This window comes from Mycolicibacterium moriokaense (assembly GCF_010726085.1).
Classification (GTDB): Bacteria; Actinomycetota; Actinomycetes; order Mycobacteriales; family Mycobacteriaceae; genus Mycobacterium; species Mycobacterium moriokaense.
Window position 1 is genome coordinate 5,317,893 of the sequence record NZ_AP022560.1, and the last position, 23,906, is coordinate 5,341,798.

Below are 23,906 nucleotides of genomic sequence, written 5' to 3' on the forward strand. Positions count from 1 at the left end.
CCGATGTTCTGCACTACGGCATTGGCCGAGCGCATCGAGCGCGCCGAGGCCGGTCTCATCGCCGCGGGCACCAGGGCGGCCGGCGACCGCGGCGTTGCGGGTTTCGTGATGCCGGTCGCGGGCGGCGCGGCGTGTTTCGCCGGGGAGCACTCACCGTTCAACAAGGTCGTCGGGCTCGGCTTCGGCGGTGTCCCTTCCGAGACGACAATCGCCGGGATCGAGCGGGCGTACGCGGAGGTGGGCAGCGATAGCCAGGTCGAGTTGGCGCATCTCGGCGATCCCGAGATCGGGTCGATGCTGACCGAGCGGGGCTACCGGCTCGTCGGCTTCGAGAACGTGCTCGGCTGTCGTTTGGATGACGCGGTGGAGCGGGTCACGCCGCCCGGGGTCGAGATTCGCCGCAGCGGCGACGACGAGTTCGAGGCCTGGCTCGACGTGGTGGTCGACGGTTTCGCCAGCCCCGACACGCAGGGCGTCACCCCGCACGAAGAGTTCCCGCGTGACGTGATCGCCTCTGCGACACGCGATATGGCCGCCGCGGGCGCGACCCGGTACATCACGCTGCGCGACGGCGCGGTCGCGGGCGGGGCAAGTGTGCACATGGTCGACGGCATCGCTCAACTCGCGGGTGCCGCCACGTCGCCCGCGCATCGCAGGCGCGGGATCCAGACGGCCTTACTGGCGGCCCGGCTCGTCGACTGCTCGGCGGCGGGCTGCGACATCGCAGTCGTCACCACTGCACCGGGATCGAAGTCGCAGGAAAACGTGCAGCGGCGCGGATTCGAACTGCTCTACACCCGCACGATTCTCGTCAAACCCGCGCCGGCGCAAGCCGCTTGAGCGCGAGCCCACCCTCGAACGGCCGGTAACCGAACGCGGGTGGCGAGACGTAACCCGTGTCGCCGAGGGGTGTGTCGACCTCTTCGACCGTCGGGCCGATCTTGGCGGCGATCGGGGTCAGAGCGTGAAGATCGAAGCGGTAGAGACGGGCCGCGTTGCCGCCGAGGATCTTTCGGCAGTTCTCCTCCGACTGACCGTGCAGTGCCCACCGGATGGCCAGCTTCGAATGCGGCGTGAAGCCCTCCTCGTGGGGATAGTCGCTGCCCCACATCATGTGGTCGGCGCCCATGTAGTCGATCATCGACTTCTCATACGGGGTGAGTTCGGAGGCCAGATAGCAGTTGCGCTTGGCGTATTCGCTCGGCGCCATGGTGAGCGAGTCGATCGACGAACCGCCGAACATGCCGTAAGTGCGGTTGCCCGCTTCGGATTTCATGCTGGGCACCATGACGTCGAGCAGCGTCATCTGGTCCTGCAGCCACATGGTGCCCTGCTCGGTCGGAACGAAGCGCAGCGTCGGGTAGCGCTCGAACACCCCGGCGAGGATGAGGTGGTTGACCGTCCGTTGCGCCCAGAGCGCCATCTCCGTCACGAGAACGGCGTTGGACGCCGGCTGATCCATCGGCATGGCGGGACTGCCCGCGCCGGCGTGCTGCACCAGCGTCAGGTCGAGCTCCGCGCACGCCGCCCAGATCGGTTCGTAGCGGGTGTGGAAGAGCGGGGCGACGTTCGGGTCACCCGGCGAGACGGCCGGCAGCAGCACCCCGCCGAAGCACTTCTGCTCTGCACCCCAGCGGATCTCGTCGATCGCCAACTCGATGTCGTTGGGGAAGATCTGGATCAGGCCGCGGCGGCGGTCCGGTGCCAGGGCGCAGAAGTCGACCTGCCACCGGTTGTGGGCCTGCACGCCCGCCCACCGATGTTCGAACTCCTCGCGGGTGCGCGGCAGGCTGATGGTGATGTTCGGCGAAGTGGGGAAGAACGGCGGCACAGTGTTGGGCAGCAACACCTCGGCGGCCACCCCGTCTGCGTCCATCTCCGACATCCGCAGATCCGAATCCCAGTTGCGTTTGGCGGTCGCGATGATCAGATCGTCGAACGGGCTGACATAGGTCTTCGCCCACGCGTCGAAATCGTCGTGGAGCCCCTTCGGCAGGTATTCCTTGTAGTCGTAGAGGTCCGCGCCTGCGTGCGTGTCGGTCGAGATGACCACGTAGCGGTCGATCGTGTCCCAGGTGGCTGCCATTCCCCCATCCTCCGCTTTGACCGCGTCGGATCAAGGCACTTTGGACGAGTTCAGGACAACAGCCAGTCGTTGGGAGAGAACAGCTCGCAGTGCACCTGGGAGGCCGGGATCCCGGACGCGACGAGTTGCGTACGTACCGCCTGCGCGAAGCCGTTGTTGCCGCACAGGTAGACCTGCGCGCTCTCCGGCAGTTTCATGCCGCCCAGTGTGAGCAGCCCCGGATGCACACCTGCCTGACCGCCGGTGACGCCGTCCTCGTACCAGATGTCGAGGGTCGCGTTGGGCAGCGCATCCAGCAGTTCGCGCTGCCGTTCGCGCAGCGGGTGACTCTGGTCGCTGCGGTCGGCGTGCAACACCTGCACGGCGGTGTCCGGCGCCTCGGCGGCGAGGTACTCGAGAATGCCGATCATCGGGGTGATTCCGATACCGGCGGAGACCAGGACCAGCGGCTCGTCGCCCGCGGGCGCGGGCAGGTCACCGAACGGCACGGTGACATCCAAAATGTCGCCCACGCACACGTTCGAGGTGATCCACGACGACACCTCCCCTGCGGGTTGGCCGTCTATCGCGGCGACCGGCTTGACCACGAACGTCAGCTCCTCGGCGCCCGGTGCGTTCACGAGGCTGTACTGGCGCAGCTGACGGGCGCCGTCGGGCATCGTGACGCCAACCGAAACATACTGTCCCGGAGCGAAATTCGGGAATACACCGGCCATGGGCCGGACCGTCAGCAGCACCGCTCCCGACGGATCGTCGATGCGGGCGACGACGCGCGCGCGGCGGAACACGTCGCCGTCGGCGACACCGGCGGCGGCATAGAGATCGTGCTCCATGTCGATCAGCGTCTGCGCCATGATCCAGTACACCCGGTCCCACGCCGTGGCGACCTCATCGGTGACGGTGTCGGCGCCGAGCACCGCGACGATCGCGGCGAACAGGTGCTCGTGGACGATCGGGTACTGGTCGGCGGTGACGCCCAGCGACGCGTGCTTGTGCCCGATCCGGGAGAGCAATTCGGTCGGATGCGGCAGGTCGGGGTCGACGAGGTGGGCGGCGAAGGTGGCGATCGATGCCGCCAGCGCGCGCTGCTGCGCTCCCTGCGCCTGGTTGCCGCGGTTGAACAGGTTGCGAATCAGTTCCGGGTGACTTTCGAACATCCGCCGATAGAACTCGTGGGTGATCTCGTCGATGTGCGCGCCGATCGCCGGCAGCGTAGCGGAGACGATCTCGGCGTGCTGGGCGTCGAGTTCGACGGGGGCAGCGGCGATGGCGGTCATTGAACAATCCCTTCGTTGGGTTCGCGGCCGGACGGATGCCCGGCACGAGACGGTGGTCCAGAGATCACGAGTAACCCTGTGTCCCTGGTCAAGTCGCTGATCATGTAACGGTCGAGCTCGCGATAGAACGCTTCCTTGGCCTCGGCCAGAGCGCGGCGCAGTCGGCATCCGGGCACGAGCGGGCACGGATCGGAGCCATCGCACTCGATGACTTCGCGGTCACCCTCCAGGCGCCGCACCAGCCAACCGACCGATGCATGCCGGCCCGCGTCGGTGAGCGTCAGCCCGCCGACCCGACCGCGCCGCGCGTGCACCATGCCGAGGTCGGCCAGCCGGGCGACCGCCTTGGCGACGTGGTTCTCCGAGGCGTTGGCACCGACCGCGATCGAACGGGTGGTGACTCGCTGGTCCCCGGCCTCCCCGGCGGCCAGCAGCATCATGGTGCGCAAGCCGAGGTCGGTGAAGCGGGTGAGTTGCATACTACGGACGGTAGTAATTCGGCATCTCGGATGCGACTTTTTGCGATGTGGGCTTAAACACTCCGTGACGTGCGGTTTTTTTATCAGGGATTACCCCTGCTCAGCGGGCAACGACCGCCTCGACCGACACGCTTACACGCCGTCCGGTGCCGCCGTCGATGTCACTGGGTCGCACCCATTCGACGGTCGCCTTGCCCGAGACATGCAGCGTCGCGCCGGCGTCGAAGTCGATGAACAGCAGCGCGGCAGTCGGGTCGACGGCGAGATTGCCGAAGCTGTTGAACATGTTGTTGCCCGGATAGTCCGGCCACCACAGTGTGTCGCCGTCGACGCGGACGAACCCCGGAGGGCCGCCGCGATGAGAGGCATCCGCTCCCCGGCTGGGGTGGATGGTGCCGAGGAAGAACGTGTCGGCGTTGGTGATGAGCGCCTCGTGCTCGGGGAGCAGCGCCGAGGACCGTTCGGCATGCTGGTCCGCGCTGCCCACTCGTTCGACTTGGCGTGGATGAATGTACTTGGGGCAGTTGCCATATGCCTGGTCGACCGAAATCACCAGACCGGCATCGCTTTCGACGAGCGTCCCGTTGACCCGGACCCTGCGGCGGGTGGCGAACTCGATGGCGAGCAGGCCGACCGGCTGGCCCGCAGCGAGACCCTCCAGCGGGTCGCCGGGACCCGGCGCGGCGTGAACTCGCAGTTCGCGGCCGTGTGCTTCGAGGAAGCCGGGCGACGAGAACAGCGGCGACGTCCACAGGCGGCCGTCGGCATCGCGCGCCGTGAGCACGGCGAAGGCGCGGTGGGCGAGAAAGCGGCCCATGCCGCCGTCCAAGTCCGGGGTGGCGAGCATGGCGTCGCCGAGGCGGGCTGCCTGCGCACGAACACCTGCACGCTCCTGCACCGCGAGTTCGCCCTCGTGAAACCCCGTCATGTTGCTCTCAACGGGACTCTACGGCGGTTATTCCCCCGATATGTCGAGTCCGTGCGCGACGGCGTAGGCGAGCGCCTGGTCGACATCGATCTTGGCGCCCCGCAATGTGGCGGTGGTCCAGAACGTCGCGTCGGTGCGGGCGCCGCGCAGGTCGGCCTCGTCGAGCCGCGACTTCTCTAATCGCACGCCGCGTAGGTCGGCGCCGCGCAACACCGCCTTGCGCAGGTCTGCTTCGACGAGGCTGGCTTCGCGCAGTCGGCAGCCGGACAGGTCGACACCTCGCAGGTCGCAGCCACCGAGAACGGCGAGTGTGAGGTCGACCTCCACGAGTTTCAGCGGTCGCAGGCGCGATTGGGTGAAGACAGATCCCAGCATGCTGCATTGCCGAAACATGCTGTGGTGCAAGGTGGCCCGTTCGAAACGGCAGTTCCGGAAGGCAGAGCCTGCGTGCTCGGACTCGGTGAGGTCGACGCCGCGGAAGTCGCACTCGTCGAACACGACACGCTCGGTGCGCAACCGGCTGAGGTCTTCGTCGCGGAAGTCGTGGGCGACGAATTCCCTTTCGGTCCAGACCTCTTCGCGGTTGTCCACGGATCAGCCGGCGAGGATGCTGAGCGCGTACTCGGTGACCTCGATCAGTGCGTCCCTCGCCGAGTTGCGGTCGCGAGCGTCGATCGACATCACCGGGACGTGGTCGGTGAGCGCCAGCGCCTTACGCACCGCCTGTGCGGAATATCTTGGCGCTCCTTCGAATTCGTTGATCGCGATCAGGAACGGTAGGCGATGCGCCTCGAAGAAGTCGACCGCCGCGAAGCTGTCCTGCAGTCGCCGGACATCGACGAGGATGATCGCGCCGATGGCGCCGCGGATCAGGTCGTCCCACATGAACCAGAACCTGCGCTGGCCGGGCGTGCCGAACAGGTAGAGCACCAGATCCTCATCGAGGGTGATGCGACCGAAGTCCATGGCGACCGTCGTGGTGGTCTTCGACGGCGTCGCTTCCAGGCCGTCGACGCCGGCGGACGCGTTGGTCACCAACGCCTCGGTCCGCAGCGGCATGATCTCGCTGACCGCGCCGACGAACGTGGTCTTGCCTGCGCCGAACCCGCCGGAGATGACGATCTTCGTGGAGGCGGCGGCCCGTCTCGCCGCGGGGTGCGTCGAGGCATGCCGCTCAGAGTGCCTTGAGGCCACGCAGCGTCCTTCCTATGAGGTCGCGACGTTCGTCGTTGCTCGCCGAATCGCCGAGTGTCGTGTGCACCTGCAGGTATCCCTGCGTGACGAGATCACCGATCAGTACCCGGGCCACGCCGAGCGGTAACGCCAAGCCTGCGGCGATCTCGGCGACGGACGGCAGATCGGCGCTCATGGACAGGATCTGGCCGCGCACGTCGTTGCCGGGCCATCGTGGCGGCTTGTCCGCGGCCGGCTTGCCGATCGGCGCCTCCAGCGGCAGCGAAATCTCCGGTTCGGTGCGACCGGCCGTCAGCGTGTACGGCCGGACCAGGCTCGGCTCATCCGAGACCTCCCGCTCCCACAGCGGTTTGCCGCACGCCCTGTCCTCCGGATGGCCCATCGGTCGCTCACGAATGCTGAGGTGCACGCCGTCGTGAGGACTGCGCCACGGTGCCGACCCGTTCCACCAGAATCGCCATCTCGTAACCGATTTGGCCGATGTCGCAGTTTCGCGAGGCGAGCGTCGCCAGATTCGACCCGTCGCCGACACGCATCAACAGCAGATACCCGTTCTCCATCTCGACGACCGACTGCAAGACGTAGCCGCCGTCGAACAGCTGCGCAGCGCCGGTCGACAGGCTGGCCAGTCCCGAGGCCACCGCGGCCAGTTGGTCGGCACGTTCGACGGGGATGTGCTCACTGGACGCCATCAACAACCCGTCGGCGGAGACGAGGACCGCATGGGTCACTCCGGATACTTCGCGGGCGAACCTGGAGACCAGCCAGTCGAGCGAGTCACGCTGCGTCGAGCGTGGCGGGTAGGTCATTGGCTATCTGTTCCTCTGGTCTCTCGCGCGTGCGAGCGGCCCGCGTGCACACCACCGAAATGGCTGCTGATACTCGCGCGGACGGCATCGGGGTCGCGCCGCGGTTGGGCCCCGCCTGCGGATGATGCGCCCGGCCCTGCGGAGCCGAACTCAGCCGCCGATGCTACCTCGTCGTCGCCGTCAGTGCTGCGGTGAGCGCCGCCGTTACGGCGCTGTTCGCCGCCGCTACCTGCGGGTTCGGCCGCGCCGGGCACCAGCCGGGCCCCGGGCTCGCGCACCGGCAGGCCGTCTTCGGTGTGCTGCTCTACGGGCGCCTCGGCCGCCGCCTCCGCCGCCGACCAACCGCTGTCCCACACCGATTCCCAGTTGAGGTCCGAGCTGTTGGCGAGTTCGGCGGGGTCGACCAGCCATTCCGAGAGCATCCGTTGGTAGATGGCGTCGTCGGAACCGGCGGTGCTCGACGGTTCGGGTGCCGCGTGATGGGCGGGCTCCGGTTCGGGTTGTGGTGCCGGTGGTTCCGGTTCGGCCGCCACCTGCCGCCGTGCGGCGAAGAACCCCGACGTGTCGGTCGGCCGGTCGGCCGCGGGCGGCCGACCCGCAGGCGCCGAGGGCGCTCCCCACTCGTCATCGATATAAGCCTGCGGTGGTGCTACCGGCGGGGCCAACGACGCCGGGATGTCGGATATGCCGCTGGCGCCGGGGCGACGTTGGGGCAGCAACGCGACTGGAATCTCGGCGGTGCCATGGTGGTCCTCGTCGGTGTCCTCTTCATAGTCACCCCACGCATCGCCATGGTCCTCGTCGAGGGCCAAGGCGGTCGCGATGCCCGCGTGCGCGTCGGCGGGTGAGGCGGGTTCGCCGAATTGGTGGGGCGCTTCTGCTCCGCCGAGCAACTCCTTGGGTACATAGACCCCGGCGGTGGTGCCCGAATTCGGTTCGCCCGCAATGGTGCTACGCAACCTGACCACCAGACCGTGCTGCGCCGCCAGGCGCCCGACCACGAACAGACCCATGTGCCGCGCGGTGTAGGCGTTGACCTCGCCGCCCGACTGCAGACGCGTGTTGGCCACCCGCAGATCCGATTCGGTCATGCCCAGTCCGATGTCGCTGACCTCGATGACCAGTCCGCCGTTACCGGTGTGCACCGCCGACACCCGCACCTGTGCGGTCGGCGGCGAGTAGCGCAGCGCGTTGTCGAGCAGTTCGGCCAGCAGGTGCACCAGGTCACCCGCGACGGAGCCGGCGATCTCGCTGTCGGGCACCGTCGCGGTGACCACGCGCGCGTAGTCCTCGACTTCGGAAGCCGCCGCATTGATGACCGCCGACACCGGCACCGACTCGGCCTGCTCGCGGGGCACCTTCGCGCCCGCGAGCACCAGAAGATTGGCGCCGTTGCGTCGCATCCTGGCGGCCAGGTGGTCGAGGCGGAAGAGGCTCTCCAGCCGCTCGGGGTCCTCTTCGTTGCGTTCGAGGCGATCGATGAGCGACAGCTGCTGGTCGACCAGCGAGCGACTGCGCCGCGACAGCGTCTCGAACATGTCGCCCATCTGCAGCTGCAGCCGCGACTGCTCGCCGGCCAGCAGCACCGCCTGCTCGTGCAGCTCGTCGACGGCGTGCGCGACCTGACCGACTTCCTCAGAGGTGTACACGGGGATCGGCGCGACGGGTCCCGGGTCGCCACCTGCGCGTACGTGCTTGATCTCGCGGGCGAGGTCGTCGTGGGCGACCTTCAACGCACTGTCGCGCAGTCGGCGCAGCGGCCGCACGAGCGAAAGCGCGACCACGAACACGACGATGAGCGCGAGCAGGATCGCACCGCCGACGATCGCCGCGTCACGAATCGCCGTTGTCCGCTGCGCGGCGGCCCGTTCTGCCACCGTCGACGTCACCGACTCGGTGGTGTTCGTGATGATCTGGCTCGCGATCTTGTCGGTGACCGCCTCGGAGGCACGCAGGTCCGGGTTGTTCACCAGGACGGCGGTCGGATCCGACATGATCGCCAACCGCTTGACCATCTCGCCCTGTAGCTGCTGGGCCTCCGCTGACCCGACACCGAGCACCTGGCTCATCCCGAACAATGTCGACGGTTCGGTGCCAGCGAGCGCGATCATCCTGGTTCGCAGTTCGGGTTCGGGCAGTTCAGCGCCGAGGTTCACCAGGAGCTGCTGCATCATCATCTGGCCGCGGGCGCCGACCGCGCGGGACAATCCGAGGGTCTCGGCGGTGATGCGTTCGTCGTCGACACGCACTGAACCGTTGATGGCGTCCTCGGCGGACAGCAGGATCGGCGCGTAGGTGGTGATGCGGTCGAACAGGCCGATGCTGTTGGACGTGACCTTGTCGACCAGCGCCTGGCCGCCGGCGATCATGCTCGTCACGCCCTTGCTGACGTCGGCCGCGACGTTGGTGTCGGACAGTCGGCGCTGCAATTCGGCCTTGCTGGAATCGAACTCGGTGAGCGCGGCCTGCGGATCGCCTCCGGTGGAAGTCGCCAGCATCGCGCCGTCGAGAGCGGCCATGTAGTTCACGATCGCCGGCACCATCTCGGTGCGATCGGCGGCGCGACGTAAGTCGGTGGCTTCGGTGAAGCTGCTGTAGATGCGCAATCCGCCGAATGTTCCGGCCAGCACAAGCGGCACCAGAACGATGGCGAAGACCTTCCAGCCGACCGGCCAATTGGACACTGCCCACCGGCTCGGCCGCTTGGGCGGCGGTGCAGCTTTGAATTCGAAGTTGTCAGGTGTCCCTTCGGGCTGCGAGAACGCGCTCATCGGCGCATGCCCGCATCTCCGGTTGCATGTCGGCAATTCACTTTTGGAGAGTGATTCATACGTTTCCTGCTCATTCGCCGGCAGCCGCAAGCTGCGTTGTGCGCCTGGCAATTGGTCGAGTATGCCAGTCCTGCTCGACCAGCTCCACAATTCTTACTGAACAGACAGACACCACAGCGGCTGCACCGAGTCCCATTGTGGTAACGGAGCAAACACGTTTTGGATCGCTGCCCCGCCGACGCGATGATCTACGGATGTTTCGCGTGCTCTTCTACTCAGCGAATATCACTGATCACAAAACATGGAGGGAGACCTGTGGACGACAACGAAGTGGTGAGCATCGAAGACGCGGCCCGTGAGTGCGGGGTGTCGGTAGAGGTGTTCGTGGACTGGCTGATCCGTGACGGGATGGTTCTCAGGCATCCCGAGGACCCGGACAGGTACATCCCCGGCCCGCACCCGTCGATCCAGCCCTTGGGATGACGAAACCCTCGACACCGCGACACGCCCGAACGCGTGGTGATTCGGTAGGGACACGCTGGGAGTTTCAAGAATGTCATTCAGAACATCTTGTATTCCCTGGCAATGTCGGACACCAGGTGTAGCGTTTGGACCGCCGAGGCACGGCAAAAAGGAAGACCCCCTCCCTGGGGGTAGTCCACCGGGGCCGAGGGTCAACCTGTTTGCATTTGTGGGGATGCGACGAAAGGGTAGCACCTTCGATCGCTGCGGGTTCTCCGGATGAGAACAAGGACATTTCTTCCTGTGTTTCGGCACGGAAAGAAACAGGAGGCCCGCTCATGGCGGAACTCAACGATGAGCAGCAGAGGGCGCTGATTGCCGCCGGTCTGCTGCTGGGTGTCCTGGGCACCTTCGCCACCTTCGTCTGCGCTGGATCAGGCAGCCGACAACAAGGGAGGCGACAACTAAATAGGCCGGTTGTGCGAGGCGGGGTCCTTGTGGCCCCGTCTCGTACACCGCCAGAGAGACCCCCGGCGGGGTGTTCTCATACGGGCCGAACCCCGACCAGCACGGTGCCCTGCACGGCGAACGTGTCAGGGAGCGGGGAGCCAATACTGGTGGCTCCCTTCGTTTCTCGCACGCTGTGGAGGTAGCCGACACCCTCCACCACCGTCTGAGCGGAGACGGCATCGTAGAGGGCGTCTAGTACGACGTCGTACAGTTCCTCGGCCTCCACCAGGCCGATGTGGTGAACGACCATGAGGTCCAGTTGCGGCACCGACAGCTTGCGGGGCCGCTTGGGATTACGGACACCACCGGCACGGGTCACCAGCACCAGCGGGTACGTCCGGTGCTCCACATTCGGGATCACCGAGACGACCGAGACACCGTCCCCGAGGGCCTGCCGCAGCAGCGGCAGGACCACCGGCTGGGGCCTCATCAGGCCCTCACCAGGACGTAGTCAACGTGAGCCGTGCGCCGGGAGCCGTTGTAGATGCGCGGCTCACCGTGGATCGAATAGCGGTTACCCCGCCACTCGACCTGCGACTGCGGCCCCAGGACGTCACCGGCCCAACCGACAAGCCGCAGACGGTATTTCGTCTCGGACAGGAACCCGCCGTCCAGGGTCTCGGTCGGCGAGCCGAGCGGCTGCACCACCGCCCGGCAGACGACACCGGTAGCCGAGGCACGGGTGATCGTGTTGCCGTCCGCGTCCGTAGCGGATTCCTCGGGGAAGACGGTCACCGTCTCCGTCCCCCGGTTAAGGAGGCTCATGCTGAGCCTCCGAACGACGGGTAGAGGACCATCGGCCCACCGGTACGGACCCCGAGGGTCTCCCACTCCTCGGGGAGAACCTCCAGCTTCCCGGAGGCGACGGAGTAGCTCAGCATGTAGCTGTAGCTGCCGTCGGTCTCGGAGACGTGACCCTCGGGGTTTCTCACGATCCGGAGGACCATGTCGGCCTCGACCTGAACGACATCGGCCTGTGTAAACGTGCCAGCCGAGATACCGGCGGCGAGGTCCACCCTCCGGGACAGCATCCGCTCAGCGTCAGCGAGGCGGGTGTTGACCAGGGTGGTCTCCTCGGGCGTCAGTTCACGCCCGAGACGGGCGGATACATCACTTGCGGACGCGTACGTCATCTGACCTCACTCGATTAGGGCTTAGTTCTGTACGTAACTTCTTCAGGCTCAACGGTTTGTGCGGCTTTCTCTTGCCGTTACGACGCGGCATACGCCAGGTACTCCTCGTAGGTCGGGGTGGCTGGGGCCGGGATCGCGCCGGTCAGCATGGCGCGGTACCAGTCGGCCACCGTCACGGTCGGGGTCCGGGCCTCGACCCGACGCTTCCGGCGACGGGTCTTCCGAGCGGCCCTACTCATTAGCGGCCTCCTCGAAGTTCAGCCGAGCCAACAACTGGGCGAGCAGTGCCCGCTGCACGCGTGCCTCGGCGATGAACGGACTGATGACCGGCTGGCCCATGCTGCCCTTCACGGTCAGCGGGGCCTCCGCAGCGGCCTCATCGAGTTCCGCGATCTGATCGGCGGTTTTGCACGCCTGGTACAGCAATTCGGCCTTGTCTGGGTCGTTTTCGAGCGCGAACTCACCTGTGATTTTGCGCCACAGGGTCCTACCGGGTTTCTGTAAACCCGCTGGGCAACGCATATTTCTCCTAAACCTTACTGACATCGAAAAATAGAGGTTTAAGTCTCAACGGATGGCTGAGGCGCATTACGGGCCGGTCGAGGGCCGGGGCCGGAGGGTAACCCCCCGTGGGGGGTGGTCGACCCGGTGACAGCCTCGTCCACCATCACCTGCACTCGTGTCAGTGTGTCGTTGAGATCGGCAGCAGCCGTCCATAATTCGCGAACATCAACACCACTAGCCGCACCACCACCGTGCTGCCGTGCCGTGCGGCACAGACGCTCGGCCTTGTCCACCAACATCGCTACGGTGCAGCACGCACCGGAGCAGTACCTGCGATCATCCGGACGCTGGCGCTTGCAGCCCTCACGCCTGCACGTCGGTTTGCCTTTGCCGCCCCGACTGCCCCTGCGTTGTTTCGGGACGGGCTTCTTCTGCGGTACATCCAGCGGGGACGGGGTCATTCTTTTGAATTCCCTTCGGACACAACGTAAGCGATCTCGTCCAGGTAGATGCTCATCACCCGGTTGGATCGGTTGAGGGTAAAGGTAACTACCCCGTCCTTGACGGTAAGCGTGCCCGGTTTGACGTACCACGGTTTGCCGTTGGGGGTGGCGATACTCACCACCTTGTCCGGGTTGTCGATTCTGATCATTGTCCTTTGTCTGTCATTCGAGGGAGAACCCCCGGCTGGGCCGGGGGCCTCACTTCGGTTGGGAGAGGGGCGAATTAGCCCTCATCCGGCACGGCGTAGCCACGCACGTTCGCGGCCTCGTGCAGGAAGCCGATCCCGTAGCGGAAGTTCGCCATGACGTCCACCGCGTAGTTCAGGAACGCGGACTGGGTCGAACGCTCGACCGAGGTACCCGTACGGATCACAAGGACGTTGTGCGCCTTGGAGATACCCCAGAAGTCGGTGTCCGTGTCAACGGCAGTCGACAGAATCACCGGACGGCCCAGGATGCGGAAACCGTCCTGAACGATCTCGATCAGCGGTTCGTTCGACCCCGTGGTCTGCTTCTTCAGCTTGGACAGAACCTCGGCCTTCTCGGGATGCATGATCCACGAGGTGACCTCGCCCTGGTTCGCCTGAGCAGCGAACACAGCGGAGATGAACGGATCAAGCGAGGTCAGACCGTCGGTCGTATCGACCTCGGTGTAGCTCGTGCTGAGCAGACCGTTCGGACCCTTGGCCGTGGTGTTGCCCAGAGCCGCAGCGTCCACCGAGCGAATGATCTGCTGGGTCAACGCCCTACCGACCAGTTCCGCCGTGTCCGGGGTGCTGTCGTCGGCGAGTTCCCGGCTCTGCCGGGTAGCGCCCGCCGTGCGGTAGATCGGCACGACGACCTCGTCGGTCTCCGGGTCGTCCAGTTGGATGAGGTCCAACTCGGCGTAGTGAGCGACATCCGGGTTGCCGGTGAGCTTCGGGTACCGGACCTGGTCCCTATCGGTCGAGGTGACCGTAAAGGCCCGAGCCGCAGCCGATTCGCCCTTCAGGGCGACGTCGACCAGCGACCCCAGGTCCTCCGGGGTGTACGCACCCGCAACCTGGGTGAAGCCGGTACCGGTCTTGACGTTGGTCAATGCCATAGAAGTGGCTCCTTAAATGAGTTCGGCCCCGAGCCGAATCCCGTTGCGGGACTTCGGCGCAGGGCCTCTGATGGTTGATGGACACACCCCGAGCCACCGACTCGGGATTGGGTTGTGCCACAGGCACTACGCGGTCACTGCCACCGCCACCGACGGTTAGTGCAGCGACCAAAGTCTCACGGTGCGAACAGACCCGCCCAGGACGGCTTGGCCTTACCACCACCGCCGGGATAGCCCTGCGTGTGGTCAACCGGACGCTGGTGCGCCGACAGACCGGGCCGCTCGGCGATGATCGCCTCGACGTCGGCCCGAACCTTCTCGGCATCCACCAGACCGTCCTCGGTGAGGTAGTCGGCTAGCTCGTTACCGCTCAGCGTGAACAGGTCGCTCGGTTGCGACAGCCCCGCCGAGGCGAGCCGTTCGACCTCGGCCCGCTGCAGGACCGACAGCCGCTCGGCCAGCGCATCACGCTCGGCCCGAGCCTCGTTGCGTTCACGGCGGTATCGGGCCTCCTTGTTGCGGGGATTCTGCTCCCCGGCACCCTCACCTTCGGGGGTGCCGTTGAAGTCGTCTACGACGCTCTCAGCGTCTGTGGCAGTGGTGTTTTCGTCCGTCATCGGTTCTCCTCAAGGTTCATCAGAAGGAGGCTGCGAACCTCCGGTGTCGTGTAGTGGCTGACCTCGCAGCGCCCGTACATGCCCTGCTCGGGTCGGATGGCGGTCTCGAACAGCACAAGTCCGTGGTCCTCGATGTACGCCGCCACCGGCAGATACTTCGGGTCACTCACGCTGCAGGCCAGACTCCGGGCGACGGTCAGTTGCGTCCCGTCACCGACCGCCGTGACCCACGGCGCTTCGGCGACCCGAAACAGCTTCATGCGGCCCTCCGAAGGGAATCCATTGCGGGAACCGCGGAACGGGCGTCAGCGGCCCGCTGAGAGCCTGCCCCTACCATCTCGTGGGCCTTGAACCACGCCACCGACGTGGCGTTGTATCGGAACCTCCCGCGACCGTCCGTGCGCTCGGTCACCTTGCCCAGCGCCACCCCGTACTCGTTCAGGTGAGGTCGGTTGCGGTCCTCGTTGACCTCGACCACGGTCCCGACCTTTCCCCGGAAGCGGGGCCACGTCCCTTTGGAGGGGTAGCGGGTCTCGTCTCGTTCGATCCGTACCCGGTCACCGACACGGGGAGTCATCGACGGCTCTCCCTTCGCATCGCGTAGAACATCCAGCCGAGCAATGCGGCGTCCCACACCACGGGCACTAGCAACTGGCTCACGCTCAGTCCTCGCTCCAGTGGGTGATGGTTGCGCCGTCCAGCAGCGAGGTCCCTCGGTCGGGGCCGAGGATCACCTGGGCCGACTCCGGGACCTTCCACGTCCTCTCCGGGAACACCGGCCCGTCGTCCGGGTCGTGGGCCAGGTATTCGGCCAGCTTCTTCTCCAGTTCGTTCATTCCTTCCTTCCTTTCGGTTGAGACGACGAACCCCCCGAGGCCCGTAGGCCCCGAGGGGTTCATCAGCCCGGTTAGCGCCCCTTGAACTGCAGGGCTTTCTTGTTCACTTGGTTGTTCTTGATGGCAATCGCCTCATCGACGTTGCTGACGTTGAAGATGAACTGCTCGCCCAACTGCAGGCCGTAGTCCGCAATCGCTTGCAGCGCACCGTCACCGGAGAACCCGAGGTCCCGCATGAACTGGTCAGCGTTCGCCATCGCGAAGTCCTTGCCGATGCCGAGGAGTTGCTTCTCCCACTTCTGCATCGACTCCTGAGCGGCCTTCGTGGGAGCCATCGCCTCGGCTAGCTCGTCGGCGAAGCCGTGAGCGCGATCCAGCACGGAGACCATGCCCTTCTCCAGTCCGGTTTCGAGACCGTCCATCAGAGCCAGACCGTTCGGTGTCAACACCTTGCGGTCGTACTCCAGCGGACCCTTGACCGCCGCGATCTTCGCGGCGATACCGGATGCGAAGTCCAGCACCGCCTGCAACCCGGCCTTTATACCCGCGAGCAGGCCGTCCATCAGTGCCCTACCGGCACCGACCAACACCCCGCCGAGGTTGCCCACCGCCGAGGCGACCTTGCCGCCGAGGGCACTCATCTCCGACACGATCTGCCCGATACCGGACACCACCGCCGCCACCGCCTGCGCCAGCGCCGACTGCACCGCAGCGACAACCTGGGACCACGCTGACTGGGCGGCACCGACGATGCCGTTCCAGATACCGGAGAGCGCGGGGCCGATCCCTCGGGCGACCCCGAGGATCGTCTGCACCGCGCCCCGGACGACACCGGTCACACCGTTCCACGCGGCCTGGGCCGCTGTGGTGAGGCCGTTCCACATCGTGGAGAGCGCCGGTACCACCGCCGCCGCGAGTCCGGTCAGCGCCGACACCGCGATGTTGCGAACGGTGGCGAACGCTGTCTGAGCGCCGGTCGTGACCTTCTGCCACAGACCCGACAGGTCGATCTTGCTCAGGGCGTCCGTCAGAAGCTGAATCTGCACCGGGGCGAAGTCGAACAGGCTGTCAAACGCGCCGTCCTTGAACCCCGGAACCTTCGAGATAGCCGACGCCAGGGTGTTGATCAGTGTGACGACGTTCTGCAACGACGCGACAATCGCGTCCAACTCCGTCTTGAAGGACTGGATTTTCTCCGGGTTGGAGAAGAAGTCCAGGGCCTTCCCGGCGATGTCGGTCAGCCCGCCGCCGACGATCTTCAGGGTGTCGCCCAGGCCCTGAAGGGCCTTGTCGAACTTCGACATCCCGTCGGGTCCGACCTTGGTGAAGTCGGTCACCCACTTGGCGAACGACTTACCGGTGTCGTTGAACCACCCGGCGACATCCGGCAGGTTGCCGGTGAACCCCTTCACCAGGCCGAGGAAGCCCTTGGTGAAGTCGGCGATCCCCGGCGCGGCCTGACTCAGCGCCGAACTGATGTCGGCGATGATCCCCCTGATCTTCGCCAGACCCTCGGGGGAGGTGATGACGTCGGCGAACGACTTCGCCATATCGGCGAGGCCCTGCGTCACCTTCGGCAGGGCCTGCTGCAGCGTCGGGAAAATCACGGCCAGCTTGTCGAACACCGGGCCGATCTGGTCCTCCACCGCCGCCGACATCGTCGCCTTCAGCGACTCGAACGGCTCCCGAAGGCGTTCAGCCGCCTTCTTCAGGCCGTCCATACCGAGAGCCATCGCCCCGATAGGCACCGCCACCGAGGCGATCAGACCGGGAAGCGCGGTCACCGCCGTGACGACCGCCCCGAGCGCCCCGGCGATCAGCGGGGTGATCGCGCCGAGCAACGACACGAGGACCGCGAGGCCGGCGGGGCTGCTTAACGTGCCGCGCAGCCCGCCTTGGGTCATCTTCGACTGGGCGTCGGCGACCTTGTCGAGGAACCCGCCCAGCGTCTGGGTGAGGGAATCACCGAACTTCGCCGCGACACCGGTCAGTGTGTTCAGTAGTCGGTTGCGGTCGACGTCGACACGGACCTTGGTGTCCATGCCAGCGGTTGCGGCACGAATCCGCTCCCGCAGGCCCGCGACGTCGGCCTTGACGTCGATCCGGGCGTCGATGTCTGAGACTTGCTTCTTGAGCTTGGCGATCTCACCCTTCGCCAACTCCAGCTCGACCGGGACGTGAACCCGCGTGCGTTCGGCTGACTTCAGGTCCCGCTCTAGGTCGCTTCGGAAGCGGTCGGTGTCCGGGACGACCCGGATACTGATCCGACCGACTTCCTCACCGCCTGCTCCTGCCATGTAGTTCTCCAATCACAAAGGCCCCCAGCCGTGTGGCTGGAGGCCCGTAGGTCTTGGTGGTGGTTATGCCGATAGCCGAAGTTCCGGCACCGGTGTCTCCTTGTCGTGCACGATCACGCCCGAACGGATCAGACGCTTGATCACCGTGTTGGTGATCTGTTGAGGAACCTGGGTAACCGACTGCCCAGCCTTGGCAGGGATCGGCCCATCGGCCAGAACGGCTAGGAGCCGTTCCTCGGCTAGGGCCTCCTGGTCCTCGTCGGAGAGGAGGAACTGTGGTTCCGCCTTGGACTGACCAGTTGCATCCGGGGGAAGATCAATCCCCTGCCCCGGCCTCATAAGGCCGGTGCCGGGAAGGGGGAACTGTGGTTCCCCCTCTGTAGGAGAAGTACTTCTCTTAGGAGAAGTACTAGGAGAAGTAGGGAGGAACTGTGGTTCCTCCTTTACCGGAACTGTGGTTCCTCCTTCTCCATCCTCAAGGGGGAACTGTGGTTCCGCCTTTGATGACGGAAGGCGGAACTGTGGTTCCTCCTTGGGGATGGTCAGCCGGTAGTCCGTGGCCTTCCCGGAGGAGTTGCCCACCGACACAATCTCCAGCCAACCCGCCGCTACGTTCGCGGCAATCTGCTTCCTGACTCCTCGGACCGTGAGGCCTGTTGCCTCGGCCAAGGTCTCCTGTTTCACAAACCCGGTCAGAGTGTGGTTGTCCATGTACGTCCGGATGACGTTGACAACCGTCCTCGGCAGCTTCGGATCACCGTTGCGGTTGTAAGCCTTGTCCCACTGCAGGATCGGGGGCGTGCTCACTCAGCACCCCGCAGAGCCGCAAGCTCAGCCCGCAGCCGAGCTACCTCGGCACGGGCCTCGTTCCGCTGTCGGCGGTACTTGGCGCACTCTCTGCGGAGGTTCCTGATCGCCTGCTCGGCTACGTCAGGAACTTTGACGGTCAACTCCATATCGGTGTTCCTTTCTGTAGGCCGGTCCTTTCTGGGGCCACCTGGGCGGGACCGGGAATTGTTGGGGGAGGCCCTCAGAAGCGATCTGAGGGCCGAACATCACCCTCCGTGGGTGATTGGCTTGGGGAGGCTCAGGCGGCGACCAGAGCCTCAATCCGGCGCAGCCGCTCCCGTGCATCACGGAGCGAACTGCGGTACCGGGATTCGTTGATCAGGGCACAGCCCCGGCAGCCGCCGTTGGGACGGCGGTCCTGCGGGCCTCGGATGACGTGCCGCCCTGAGCGGCAAGTGGTTTCGTGCATCGTGAACCTTTCTCTCTCCGCTGGGCCATCGAAAGACAGCCGACAAAAAACGCCCGTCCGAGACGGACGAGCCAACAGACACAGGGCCTCTCACCCTGCGGAAGGAAGCTGAGGCCCTCCGCATCGCAGACTGCGGAGGGCAGGGGACGGCCAGCCGGGGCCGTCCGGGTGCGGGTGACCAACCCGCGTCAACAGGAGAACCGTCGAGGGAGGTAGCACGGGACCCTCAACGGGCAACTGGAAGTCTCTGGGGTAGACCCTCTCGGTCTACGGAGGGGAGGAAACCCCTTCACTTGGTATATAGGGACGAATTTCGGATGTCCGGAGCCAAATGTGGTGGAGGCCACAAGGACCTGTCCCCCTGGGGGACTTACCCCTTCACCCTATAAGTACCTGTCTGCAAATCGTGTACGGTGTCAAATGTGGCGAATGTCACCTGGGTTGGGAGCCAGTCCCTCTCAGGACCCCTCACCTATTAAGTAGGTGTACTTTTTGCCCTCGGAGGGCTGAAAGTGACCGAAGTCACCTCTCGGACAGCCCCTCTCGATGTACCCCTTCATATGGATATGGGTGCAAAAATCTGAAAGTTCTCCAAAATGTGAGCGGACTCATTCGGGGTCAGGGCCTCTCGGCCCTGAACCCCTTCATATGGATATGGGCGTGAAATGTGGCCTTTAGTACCACCCCGTGACCAAGCTCACCGGGACGACGGGAAGGTCCCTCCCCGGCTCCGTACCCCCTCACCCTGTATGTACCTGTAATTTTTGACTGTACGGGGCCAAATGTGGTGGAGATCACCAGAACTGGTCTCTCCGGGGGCTTACCCCTCCACTAGGTATATAGGCGTCTGCAACGACCCCTCACCCTGTATGTACCTCTGATTTTTGACTGTACGGAGTGAAATGTGGTGGATGTCACTTGATCCCGTCAGGGACTCGCAGCTCGAACCTGAACGCTCCCGCGTTCCGGGCCGACCGCTTCCCCTCGATGCCCTCGATTACCGCCGCCAGCGTGATGCCCGAGCGAGCCAGAAGCTCCCGGCGGGCATCGCTGTCTGACGTCTCCCACACCGACCGGTACGTCTCACCGGTCCCCCGCCATTCCCACCGAGCTTCCCGAGCGGGAGCGGACTCTAATTCCGCGATCCGCTCGTCCAGGGCGTCCAATTGCCGCTGGAGTCTCTGCTTGGCCGTCCTCGACTTCGCACGGCCAGCGGCCTGGGTGAGTTCGTCCAGTGCCGTCACGGCCTCCCGTAGCTCGGCCTCACGGCTGTCTCCGGGGACCCACACCCTCTCGCGTACCTCGGTGTCCCCAAGCTGCTCCAGGAACACCTCCCCGGCTAGCTGCTCCAGGTCCTCGGCGGGGATCATCACCGAGCACCGGTCCCGGCAGCGGTAGTACCGGTACTCGTACTCCTTGCCGTACTGGGGACGCTTCACCGAGTTCGCCTCGTGGTGCAGCGGAGCACCGCAACCGAGGCAGTACACCAGGCCCGACAGCGGGCTGGCCTCGGCCCGACGTGCTGGGCGGTGAGCGGCCTTGGTCTTGTCTAGAGCCGCCTGCAGCAGCACCCACTCGTCAAGTGACACAAGCGGTTCCGCTATCTGCACCGGCATACCCGAGTCGTCCCTCACGGTCTCGCCCTTGTGGTGGGCGAACCCGCGAAGGGCCTTGCTCCGCAGCATGTTCCGCAGCGGGGACAGGTGCCAGCGCCCCGGTTCTCGGCTCTGATCGCCCTTCTGGCGGGCGTCGGAGGGAGCGGTAGCCCCCTCCTTCGAGCGTCCAGCCTTGCTGGCCGCGTAGTACGCCGCAGGGGTAGGAATCCCCTCGGCGGTCAATTCCGCCGCGATACGGGACAGTGGCTTCTCATCGACTATGACGCTGTCCACGATCCGCTTGACGATCCTGTGGGCCTCGGGGTCTATCTCCAAACCCCAGCCGTCCTCGGTGCGGACGGCACGGTAGCCGAACGGTGGCTTACCTCCAGGCCACCGGCCCAACTGGCGCAGCTTCGCCCGCGAGGACCGCTGGCGCTCCCGGATCGCCTCAAGCTCGCCCTCGGCCAGACCGGCGATCACCGAGGCCAGCATCCGACCCGCCCACGAGCCGAGGTCGATGGACTCCGAGCACGACACCACGGTCTTGTCGTGCTCCTGGCACCAGCCAAAGAGCTTGTTCAGTTGGATGGCATTCCTGCCTAGCCGGTCCAGCTTCCAGGCGCACACCGCGTCCCAGTCCGGGAACCGCTCGGTAAGCCACGGGCCGAGACCCGGAGTCTCGAACGGGTCCACCGACCCGGAGACGTCCACGTCCTCGGCCCACCCGACGAGCGTGTGACCGTTGGCGGACACCCACTGTTCGATCACTTCCCGCTGCCGCTCCACCGAGGTCGATTCCTCGGTGCTGCGGGAGAGCCGTACCCTGCCTAGTACTCGCAGCTCTTTGCTCATGACCAGGAGGTTACCATGTTATGGTAAAGGTGATGTTCGTTTCGCCACGCATCGCGCCCAACACCGGAAACGCCATCCGAATGGTCGCCGCAACCGGATGCGAACTGCACCTCGTCGAGCCGCTCGGATTCGATCTGTCCGAACCCAAACTACGGCGCGCCGGCCTGGACTACCACGACCTCGCGTCAGTCACCGTGCACCGCGATCTGGCCGCGGCATGGGAAGCCCTCGGACCGCGGCGGGTGTACGCGTTCACGGCACACGCCACCACGCGATTCGACGAGATCGACTACGAGCCGAACGACGTGGTGATGTTCGGCCCGGAACCCACCGGGCTGGACGCCGAGACGCTCGCGGACCCGCACATCACCGCGCAGCTGCGGATCCCGATGCTCGCCGGTCGGCGGTCATTGAACCTGTCGAACGCCGCCGCGGTCGTCGTGTACGAGGCGTGGCGGCAGCACGGGTTCAGTGGCGCTGTCTGACTACCACGAATTCCAGTGCGTCAGCTGCTCGGCGGGCAGCCGCTTGGCGGGCCGGAAGTCGGTGCCCTTCGTATAAGCGATCGGGAACAGCCCGCCCTGCCGGTACTCGTCGAACGGAATGCCCAGGACGTCGGCGGCCAACTTCTCCCCCTTGCCGACGAGATGCAGCGTCGTCCACGCCGAGCCGAGCTCGCGTGAGCGCAACGCCAGCATGAAACTCCACACGGCGGGCAGCAGTGAACCCCAGAACCCGGCGCTGCCCGCGACCGCCTCGTCGGGGCTGCCGGCCAGGCACGGAATCAACATCACCGGCACCTCGTGGAAGTGGTCGTTGAGGTACATCGCGGAGTCGGTGACGCGCGGGCGCTGCGTGTCGCGGATGTCGCCGTATTCGGGCTTGGGCGCGGCGAGGTATTTCGACGCGTTGTGCCGGTAGATGTCGGCGATCGCCTTCTTCTTGTCCGGATCGTCCACGAAGACCCACTGCCAACCCTGGGCGTTGGACCCCGTCGGCGCCTGAAGTGCCAACTCCAGACATTCCATCAGCACCTCGCGCGGTACCGGCTTCTCCAGATCCAGCCGTTTGCGCACCGATCGCGTGGTGGTCAGGACTTCATCGACAGACAAATTCAAGGTCATATCTAGAAGACTAGGCGAGACTACATTTGGAACGATGACAGCCGAACTGACACAAGAAGTTTCCGACCGTCTGACCTCCGACAAATACGGCTGGCTGACGACGGTCGCGAAATCCGGGCAGCCCGTCCCGAAGTTGATCTGGTTCTACTTCGACGGTTCTGACGTGTTCATCTACTCCGAACCCGGCGCAGCCAAGGTGAGACACATCCGGAATCATCCGCGGGTCAGCCTCAACCTGGACTCGGATGGCAACGGCTCGGGCATCATCGTGGTCGGCGGTGTCGCGACGATCGACGCGGAGAACGCCAACCCCATGGAGGACGAGGGGTATACGGCCAAGTACGGCGAGTACGCCGAAAGCCTCGGCTTCACCGCCGAGTTTCTCTCCGCATACAACCTGCGGCTGAAGATCAGCGTCGACAAGGTGTGGACCACCCCGACCGCGGGTTAAGCCGGCCTTCGATCAGTCGGCGGACGTAACGCAACGGCACACAATCCGACCGCTGCGATCACCACGAACGACGTTCTCGGTCCCACCGCATCGATGAGCGCGCCCGCCGCGGGCGCTCCCAATGCCTGGCCCGCTGCGATCGTGAAAAACGCGATGCCGACGCCGAACGACGTTCGGTCCGGATACAGGCGCGTACTCCACAACAGGACCAGGCCGGTCAACGTGATGTAGGCGGCGCCGAACATCGTGGCGGCCAGAATCACTGCGACGAACCGGGCGGGGGCAGCGGCGAGCACCAGGGTCGCCGCGGCCATCGTGGCGGTGGCGGCCACCCATGCCCAGTGCAGTCCGATCCGTTGCACCGCGTCACCGGCAAACGCGCCGGCGATGCCCGCAGCGCCCAGCACGATCCACATGATCGACGAACGTGTTGCGTCTGCAGCCCCGACCGTCGTGATGAGGTCGCGGCCGAATGTCCACACCGCTACGCTGCCGACGCCGGTCAGAAGCGCAGCGGTCAACAGCGTGACAGTTCCTGGGCGCCAGAACGATTCGGCTGAATCCGCAGGGCGCGGCCGCGATGTCGATCCGACGGAGCGGACGACCCATATCGTCACCGTCGCCGCGATCAACGCGTACACCGCCCAAGCCGCGCGCCAGTGATCCAGCAGCAGAAGTGCAACCGGGGCGGACAGCACCACGCCGATGCCCGTCCCGCCGTTGACCACCGTCTGCGCCCGGTCCGTCTTCTCGCCGGGAACGTATTGCGCGACGGCCGCGGCCAGTGGTGGCGATACGATGCCGGTGCTGACACCGGCGACCAGCACGCCCAGTGCCAGCACCCACGCTGACGGTGCCGCGGCGACGATCGAAAGGCCCACCGTCGCAACCACTCCGGCAAGGACCGCGACCCGTCGGGCACCGATCCGGTCCGTCAGCAGCAGGCTGAGGATGATGGCGGCACAGTATCCGATGTAGCTTCCGCCGCCGATGACGCCGGTGAGGACGCCATTGAGTGTGAAGGCGTCGGCGAAGACCGGAGTGAACAGTCCGTAGGCGAATCGGGCGAAGCCGTAGCAACAGGCGATGAGGGCGGTTCCCGCGCCGACGAGGAAGTACACCGAGCGGGGCAC

General features: G+C 65.6%; 29 protein-coding genes. 4 read left to right on the top strand and 25 right to left on the bottom strand.

Annotated elements, in window-relative coordinates; all coding sequences use genetic code 11:
* Positions 1-3: 3 nt before the first annotated feature.
* Complete coding sequence (locus tag G6N43_RS25905; protein WP_083153945.1) at positions 4-840, top strand: GNAT family N-acetyltransferase; 837 nt, start codon at positions 4-6, stop codon at positions 838-840.
* On the opposite strand, the gene G6N43_RS25910 is transcribed toward G6N43_RS25905, so the two are convergent.
* The 9 genes from G6N43_RS25910 to G6N43_RS25950 form a co-directional block, all read right to left on the bottom strand.
* On the bottom strand, positions 812-2,086 hold the full coding sequence (locus tag G6N43_RS25910) for an amidohydrolase family protein (RefSeq protein WP_083153947.1): 1,275 nt from the start codon (positions 2,084-2,086) through the stop codon (positions 812-814). The two genes, G6N43_RS25905 and G6N43_RS25910, sit on opposite strands and share 29 nt — an antisense overlap.
* 50 nt (positions 2,087-2,136) lie before the next feature.
* Positions 2,137-3,363, bottom strand: a complete 1,227-nt coding sequence (locus G6N43_RS25915) for a globin domain-containing protein (RefSeq protein WP_083153950.1) — start codon at positions 3,361-3,363, stop codon at positions 2,137-2,139.
* A complete protein-coding gene (locus G6N43_RS25920) occupies positions 3,360-3,842 on the bottom strand; it encodes an RrF2 family transcriptional regulator (RefSeq protein ID WP_083153953.1) in 483 nt (160 codons plus the stop codon). Before G6N43_RS25920 ends, G6N43_RS25915 begins: the two co-directional genes overlap by 4 nt.
* A gap of 100 nt (positions 3,843-3,942) precedes the next feature.
* Positions 3,943-4,770 (bottom strand): pyridoxamine 5'-phosphate oxidase family protein, encoded by an 828-nt coding sequence (locus G6N43_RS25925; protein WP_083153956.1) that lies wholly within the window; start codon positions 4,768-4,770, stop codon positions 3,943-3,945.
* A gap of 27 nt (positions 4,771-4,797) precedes the next feature.
* On the bottom strand, positions 4,798-5,361 hold the full coding sequence (locus tag G6N43_RS25930; protein WP_083153959.1) for a pentapeptide repeat-containing protein: 564 nt from the start codon (positions 5,359-5,361) through the stop codon (positions 4,798-4,800).
* Between the two features lie 3 nt (positions 5,362-5,364).
* Entirely contained in the window at positions 5,365-5,964 is a 600-nt protein-coding gene (locus G6N43_RS25935; RefSeq protein WP_083153962.1) for a GTP-binding protein, read from the bottom strand.
* Complete coding sequence (locus tag G6N43_RS25940) at positions 5,945-6,346, bottom strand: DUF742 domain-containing protein (RefSeq protein WP_083153964.1); 402 nt, start codon at positions 6,344-6,346, stop codon at positions 5,945-5,947. Before G6N43_RS25940 ends, G6N43_RS25935 begins: the two co-directional genes overlap by 20 nt.
* Before the next feature lie 7 nt (positions 6,347-6,353).
* Complete coding sequence (locus G6N43_RS25945) at positions 6,354-6,773, bottom strand: roadblock/LC7 domain-containing protein (protein WP_083153967.1); 420 nt, start codon at positions 6,771-6,773, stop codon at positions 6,354-6,356.
* Positions 6,770-9,544: an ATP-binding protein gene (locus G6N43_RS25950; protein ID WP_083153970.1), complete on the bottom strand. Its 2,775-nt coding sequence runs from the start codon at positions 9,542-9,544 to the stop codon at positions 6,770-6,772. The genes G6N43_RS25945 and G6N43_RS25950 overlap by 4 nt, the downstream gene beginning before the upstream one ends.
* 315 nt (positions 9,545-9,859) lie before the next feature.
* On the opposite strand from G6N43_RS25950, the gene G6N43_RS25955 reads away from it, so the two are divergent.
* Positions 9,860-10,027, top strand: coding sequence for a hypothetical protein (locus tag G6N43_RS25955; RefSeq protein WP_163658207.1), 168 nt, complete (start codon positions 9,860-9,862; stop codon positions 10,025-10,027).
* Positions 10,028-10,550: 523 nt separating this feature from the next.
* Here the strand turns inward: G6N43_RS25955 and G6N43_RS25960 are convergent.
* The 14 genes from G6N43_RS25960 to G6N43_RS26025 form a co-directional block, all read right to left on the bottom strand.
* Positions 10,551-10,946 (bottom strand): phage tail termination protein, encoded by a 396-nt coding sequence (locus G6N43_RS25960; RefSeq protein WP_083153973.1) that lies wholly within the window; start codon positions 10,944-10,946, stop codon positions 10,551-10,553.
* The gene (locus tag G6N43_RS25965) at positions 10,946-11,281 is read right to left on the bottom strand and encodes a hypothetical protein (protein ID WP_083153975.1); all 336 of its coding nucleotides are present in this window, start codon (positions 11,279-11,281) and stop codon (positions 10,946-10,948) included. The genes G6N43_RS25960 and G6N43_RS25965 overlap by 1 nt, the downstream gene beginning before the upstream one ends.
* Complete coding sequence (locus tag G6N43_RS25970; protein ID WP_083153978.1) at positions 11,278-11,649, bottom strand: Gp19/Gp15/Gp42 family protein; 372 nt, start codon at positions 11,647-11,649, stop codon at positions 11,278-11,280. The genes G6N43_RS25965 and G6N43_RS25970 overlap by 4 nt, the downstream gene beginning before the upstream one ends.
* Before the next feature lie 77 nt (positions 11,650-11,726).
* Entirely contained in the window at positions 11,727-11,888 is a 162-nt protein-coding gene (locus G6N43_RS25975) for a hypothetical protein (protein WP_163658210.1), read from the bottom strand.
* Positions 11,881-12,171 (bottom strand): hypothetical protein, encoded by a 291-nt coding sequence (locus tag G6N43_RS25980; RefSeq protein ID WP_083153981.1) that lies wholly within the window; start codon positions 12,169-12,171, stop codon positions 11,881-11,883. The genes G6N43_RS25975 and G6N43_RS25980 overlap by 8 nt, the downstream gene beginning before the upstream one ends.
* Before the next feature lie 439 nt (positions 12,172-12,610).
* Entirely contained in the window at positions 12,611-12,805 is a 195-nt protein-coding gene (locus G6N43_RS25985) for a hypothetical protein (protein WP_083153984.1), read from the bottom strand.
* A gap of 74 nt (positions 12,806-12,879) precedes the next feature.
* The gene (locus G6N43_RS25990; RefSeq protein ID WP_083153987.1) at positions 12,880-13,740 is read right to left on the bottom strand and encodes a phage major capsid protein; all 861 of its coding nucleotides are present in this window, start codon (positions 13,738-13,740) and stop codon (positions 12,880-12,882) included.
* A 176-nt stretch (positions 13,741-13,916) separates the two neighbouring features.
* Complete coding sequence (locus G6N43_RS25995; protein ID WP_083153990.1) at positions 13,917-14,357, bottom strand: hypothetical protein; 441 nt, start codon at positions 14,355-14,357, stop codon at positions 13,917-13,919.
* Positions 14,354-14,617, bottom strand: a complete 264-nt coding sequence (locus G6N43_RS26000) for a hypothetical protein (protein ID WP_083153993.1) — start codon at positions 14,615-14,617, stop codon at positions 14,354-14,356. The genes G6N43_RS25995 and G6N43_RS26000 overlap by 4 nt, the downstream gene beginning before the upstream one ends.
* Positions 14,614-14,934, bottom strand: a complete 321-nt coding sequence (locus tag G6N43_RS26005) for a hypothetical protein (RefSeq protein WP_083153995.1) — start codon at positions 14,932-14,934, stop codon at positions 14,614-14,616. Before G6N43_RS26005 ends, G6N43_RS26000 begins: the two co-directional genes overlap by 4 nt.
* A gap of 85 nt (positions 14,935-15,019) precedes the next feature.
* A complete protein-coding gene (locus G6N43_RS26010; RefSeq protein WP_163658212.1) occupies positions 15,020-15,193 on the bottom strand; it encodes a hypothetical protein in 174 nt (57 codons plus the stop codon).
* 71 nt (positions 15,194-15,264) lie between these two features.
* On the bottom strand, positions 15,265-17,490 hold the full coding sequence (locus G6N43_RS26015; RefSeq protein ID WP_083153997.1) for a phage tail protein: 2,226 nt from the start codon (positions 17,488-17,490) through the stop codon (positions 15,265-15,267).
* 63 nt (positions 17,491-17,553) lie between these two features.
* On the bottom strand, positions 17,554-18,297 hold the full coding sequence (locus G6N43_RS26020; RefSeq protein ID WP_083153999.1) for a hypothetical protein: 744 nt from the start codon (positions 18,295-18,297) through the stop codon (positions 17,554-17,556).
* A gap of 1,365 nt (positions 18,298-19,662) precedes the next feature.
* Positions 19,663-21,198 carry a recombinase family protein gene (locus tag G6N43_RS26025; RefSeq protein WP_083154000.1) on the bottom strand — a complete coding sequence of 512 codons (1,536 nt, stop codon included), beginning with the start codon at positions 21,196-21,198 and terminating at the stop codon, positions 19,663-19,665.
* 20 nt (positions 21,199-21,218) lie between these two features.
* Here G6N43_RS26025 and G6N43_RS26030 point away from each other — a divergent pair, with 20 nt between their 5' ends.
* Complete coding sequence (locus tag G6N43_RS26030; RefSeq protein ID WP_083154001.1) at positions 21,219-21,683, top strand: tRNA (cytidine(34)-2'-O)-methyltransferase; 465 nt, start codon at positions 21,219-21,221, stop codon at positions 21,681-21,683.
* Here G6N43_RS26030 and G6N43_RS26035 read toward each other — a convergent pair whose 3' ends face one another.
* Positions 21,684-22,322 (bottom strand): nitroreductase family protein, encoded by a 639-nt coding sequence (locus G6N43_RS26035; protein WP_083154002.1) that lies wholly within the window; start codon positions 22,320-22,322, stop codon positions 21,684-21,686.
* A 34-nt stretch (positions 22,323-22,356) separates the two neighbouring features.
* Here G6N43_RS26035 and G6N43_RS26040 point away from each other — a divergent pair, with 34 nt between their 5' ends.
* Positions 22,357-22,773, top strand: a complete 417-nt coding sequence (locus G6N43_RS26040; protein WP_083154003.1) for a TIGR03667 family PPOX class F420-dependent oxidoreductase — start codon at positions 22,357-22,359, stop codon at positions 22,771-22,773.
* On the opposite strand, the gene G6N43_RS26045 is transcribed toward G6N43_RS26040, so the two are convergent.
* On the bottom strand, positions 22,770-23,906 hold the full coding sequence (locus G6N43_RS26045) for an MFS transporter (RefSeq protein WP_234810160.1): 1,137 nt from the start codon (positions 23,904-23,906) through the stop codon (positions 22,770-22,772). The two genes, G6N43_RS26040 and G6N43_RS26045, sit on opposite strands and share 4 nt — an antisense overlap.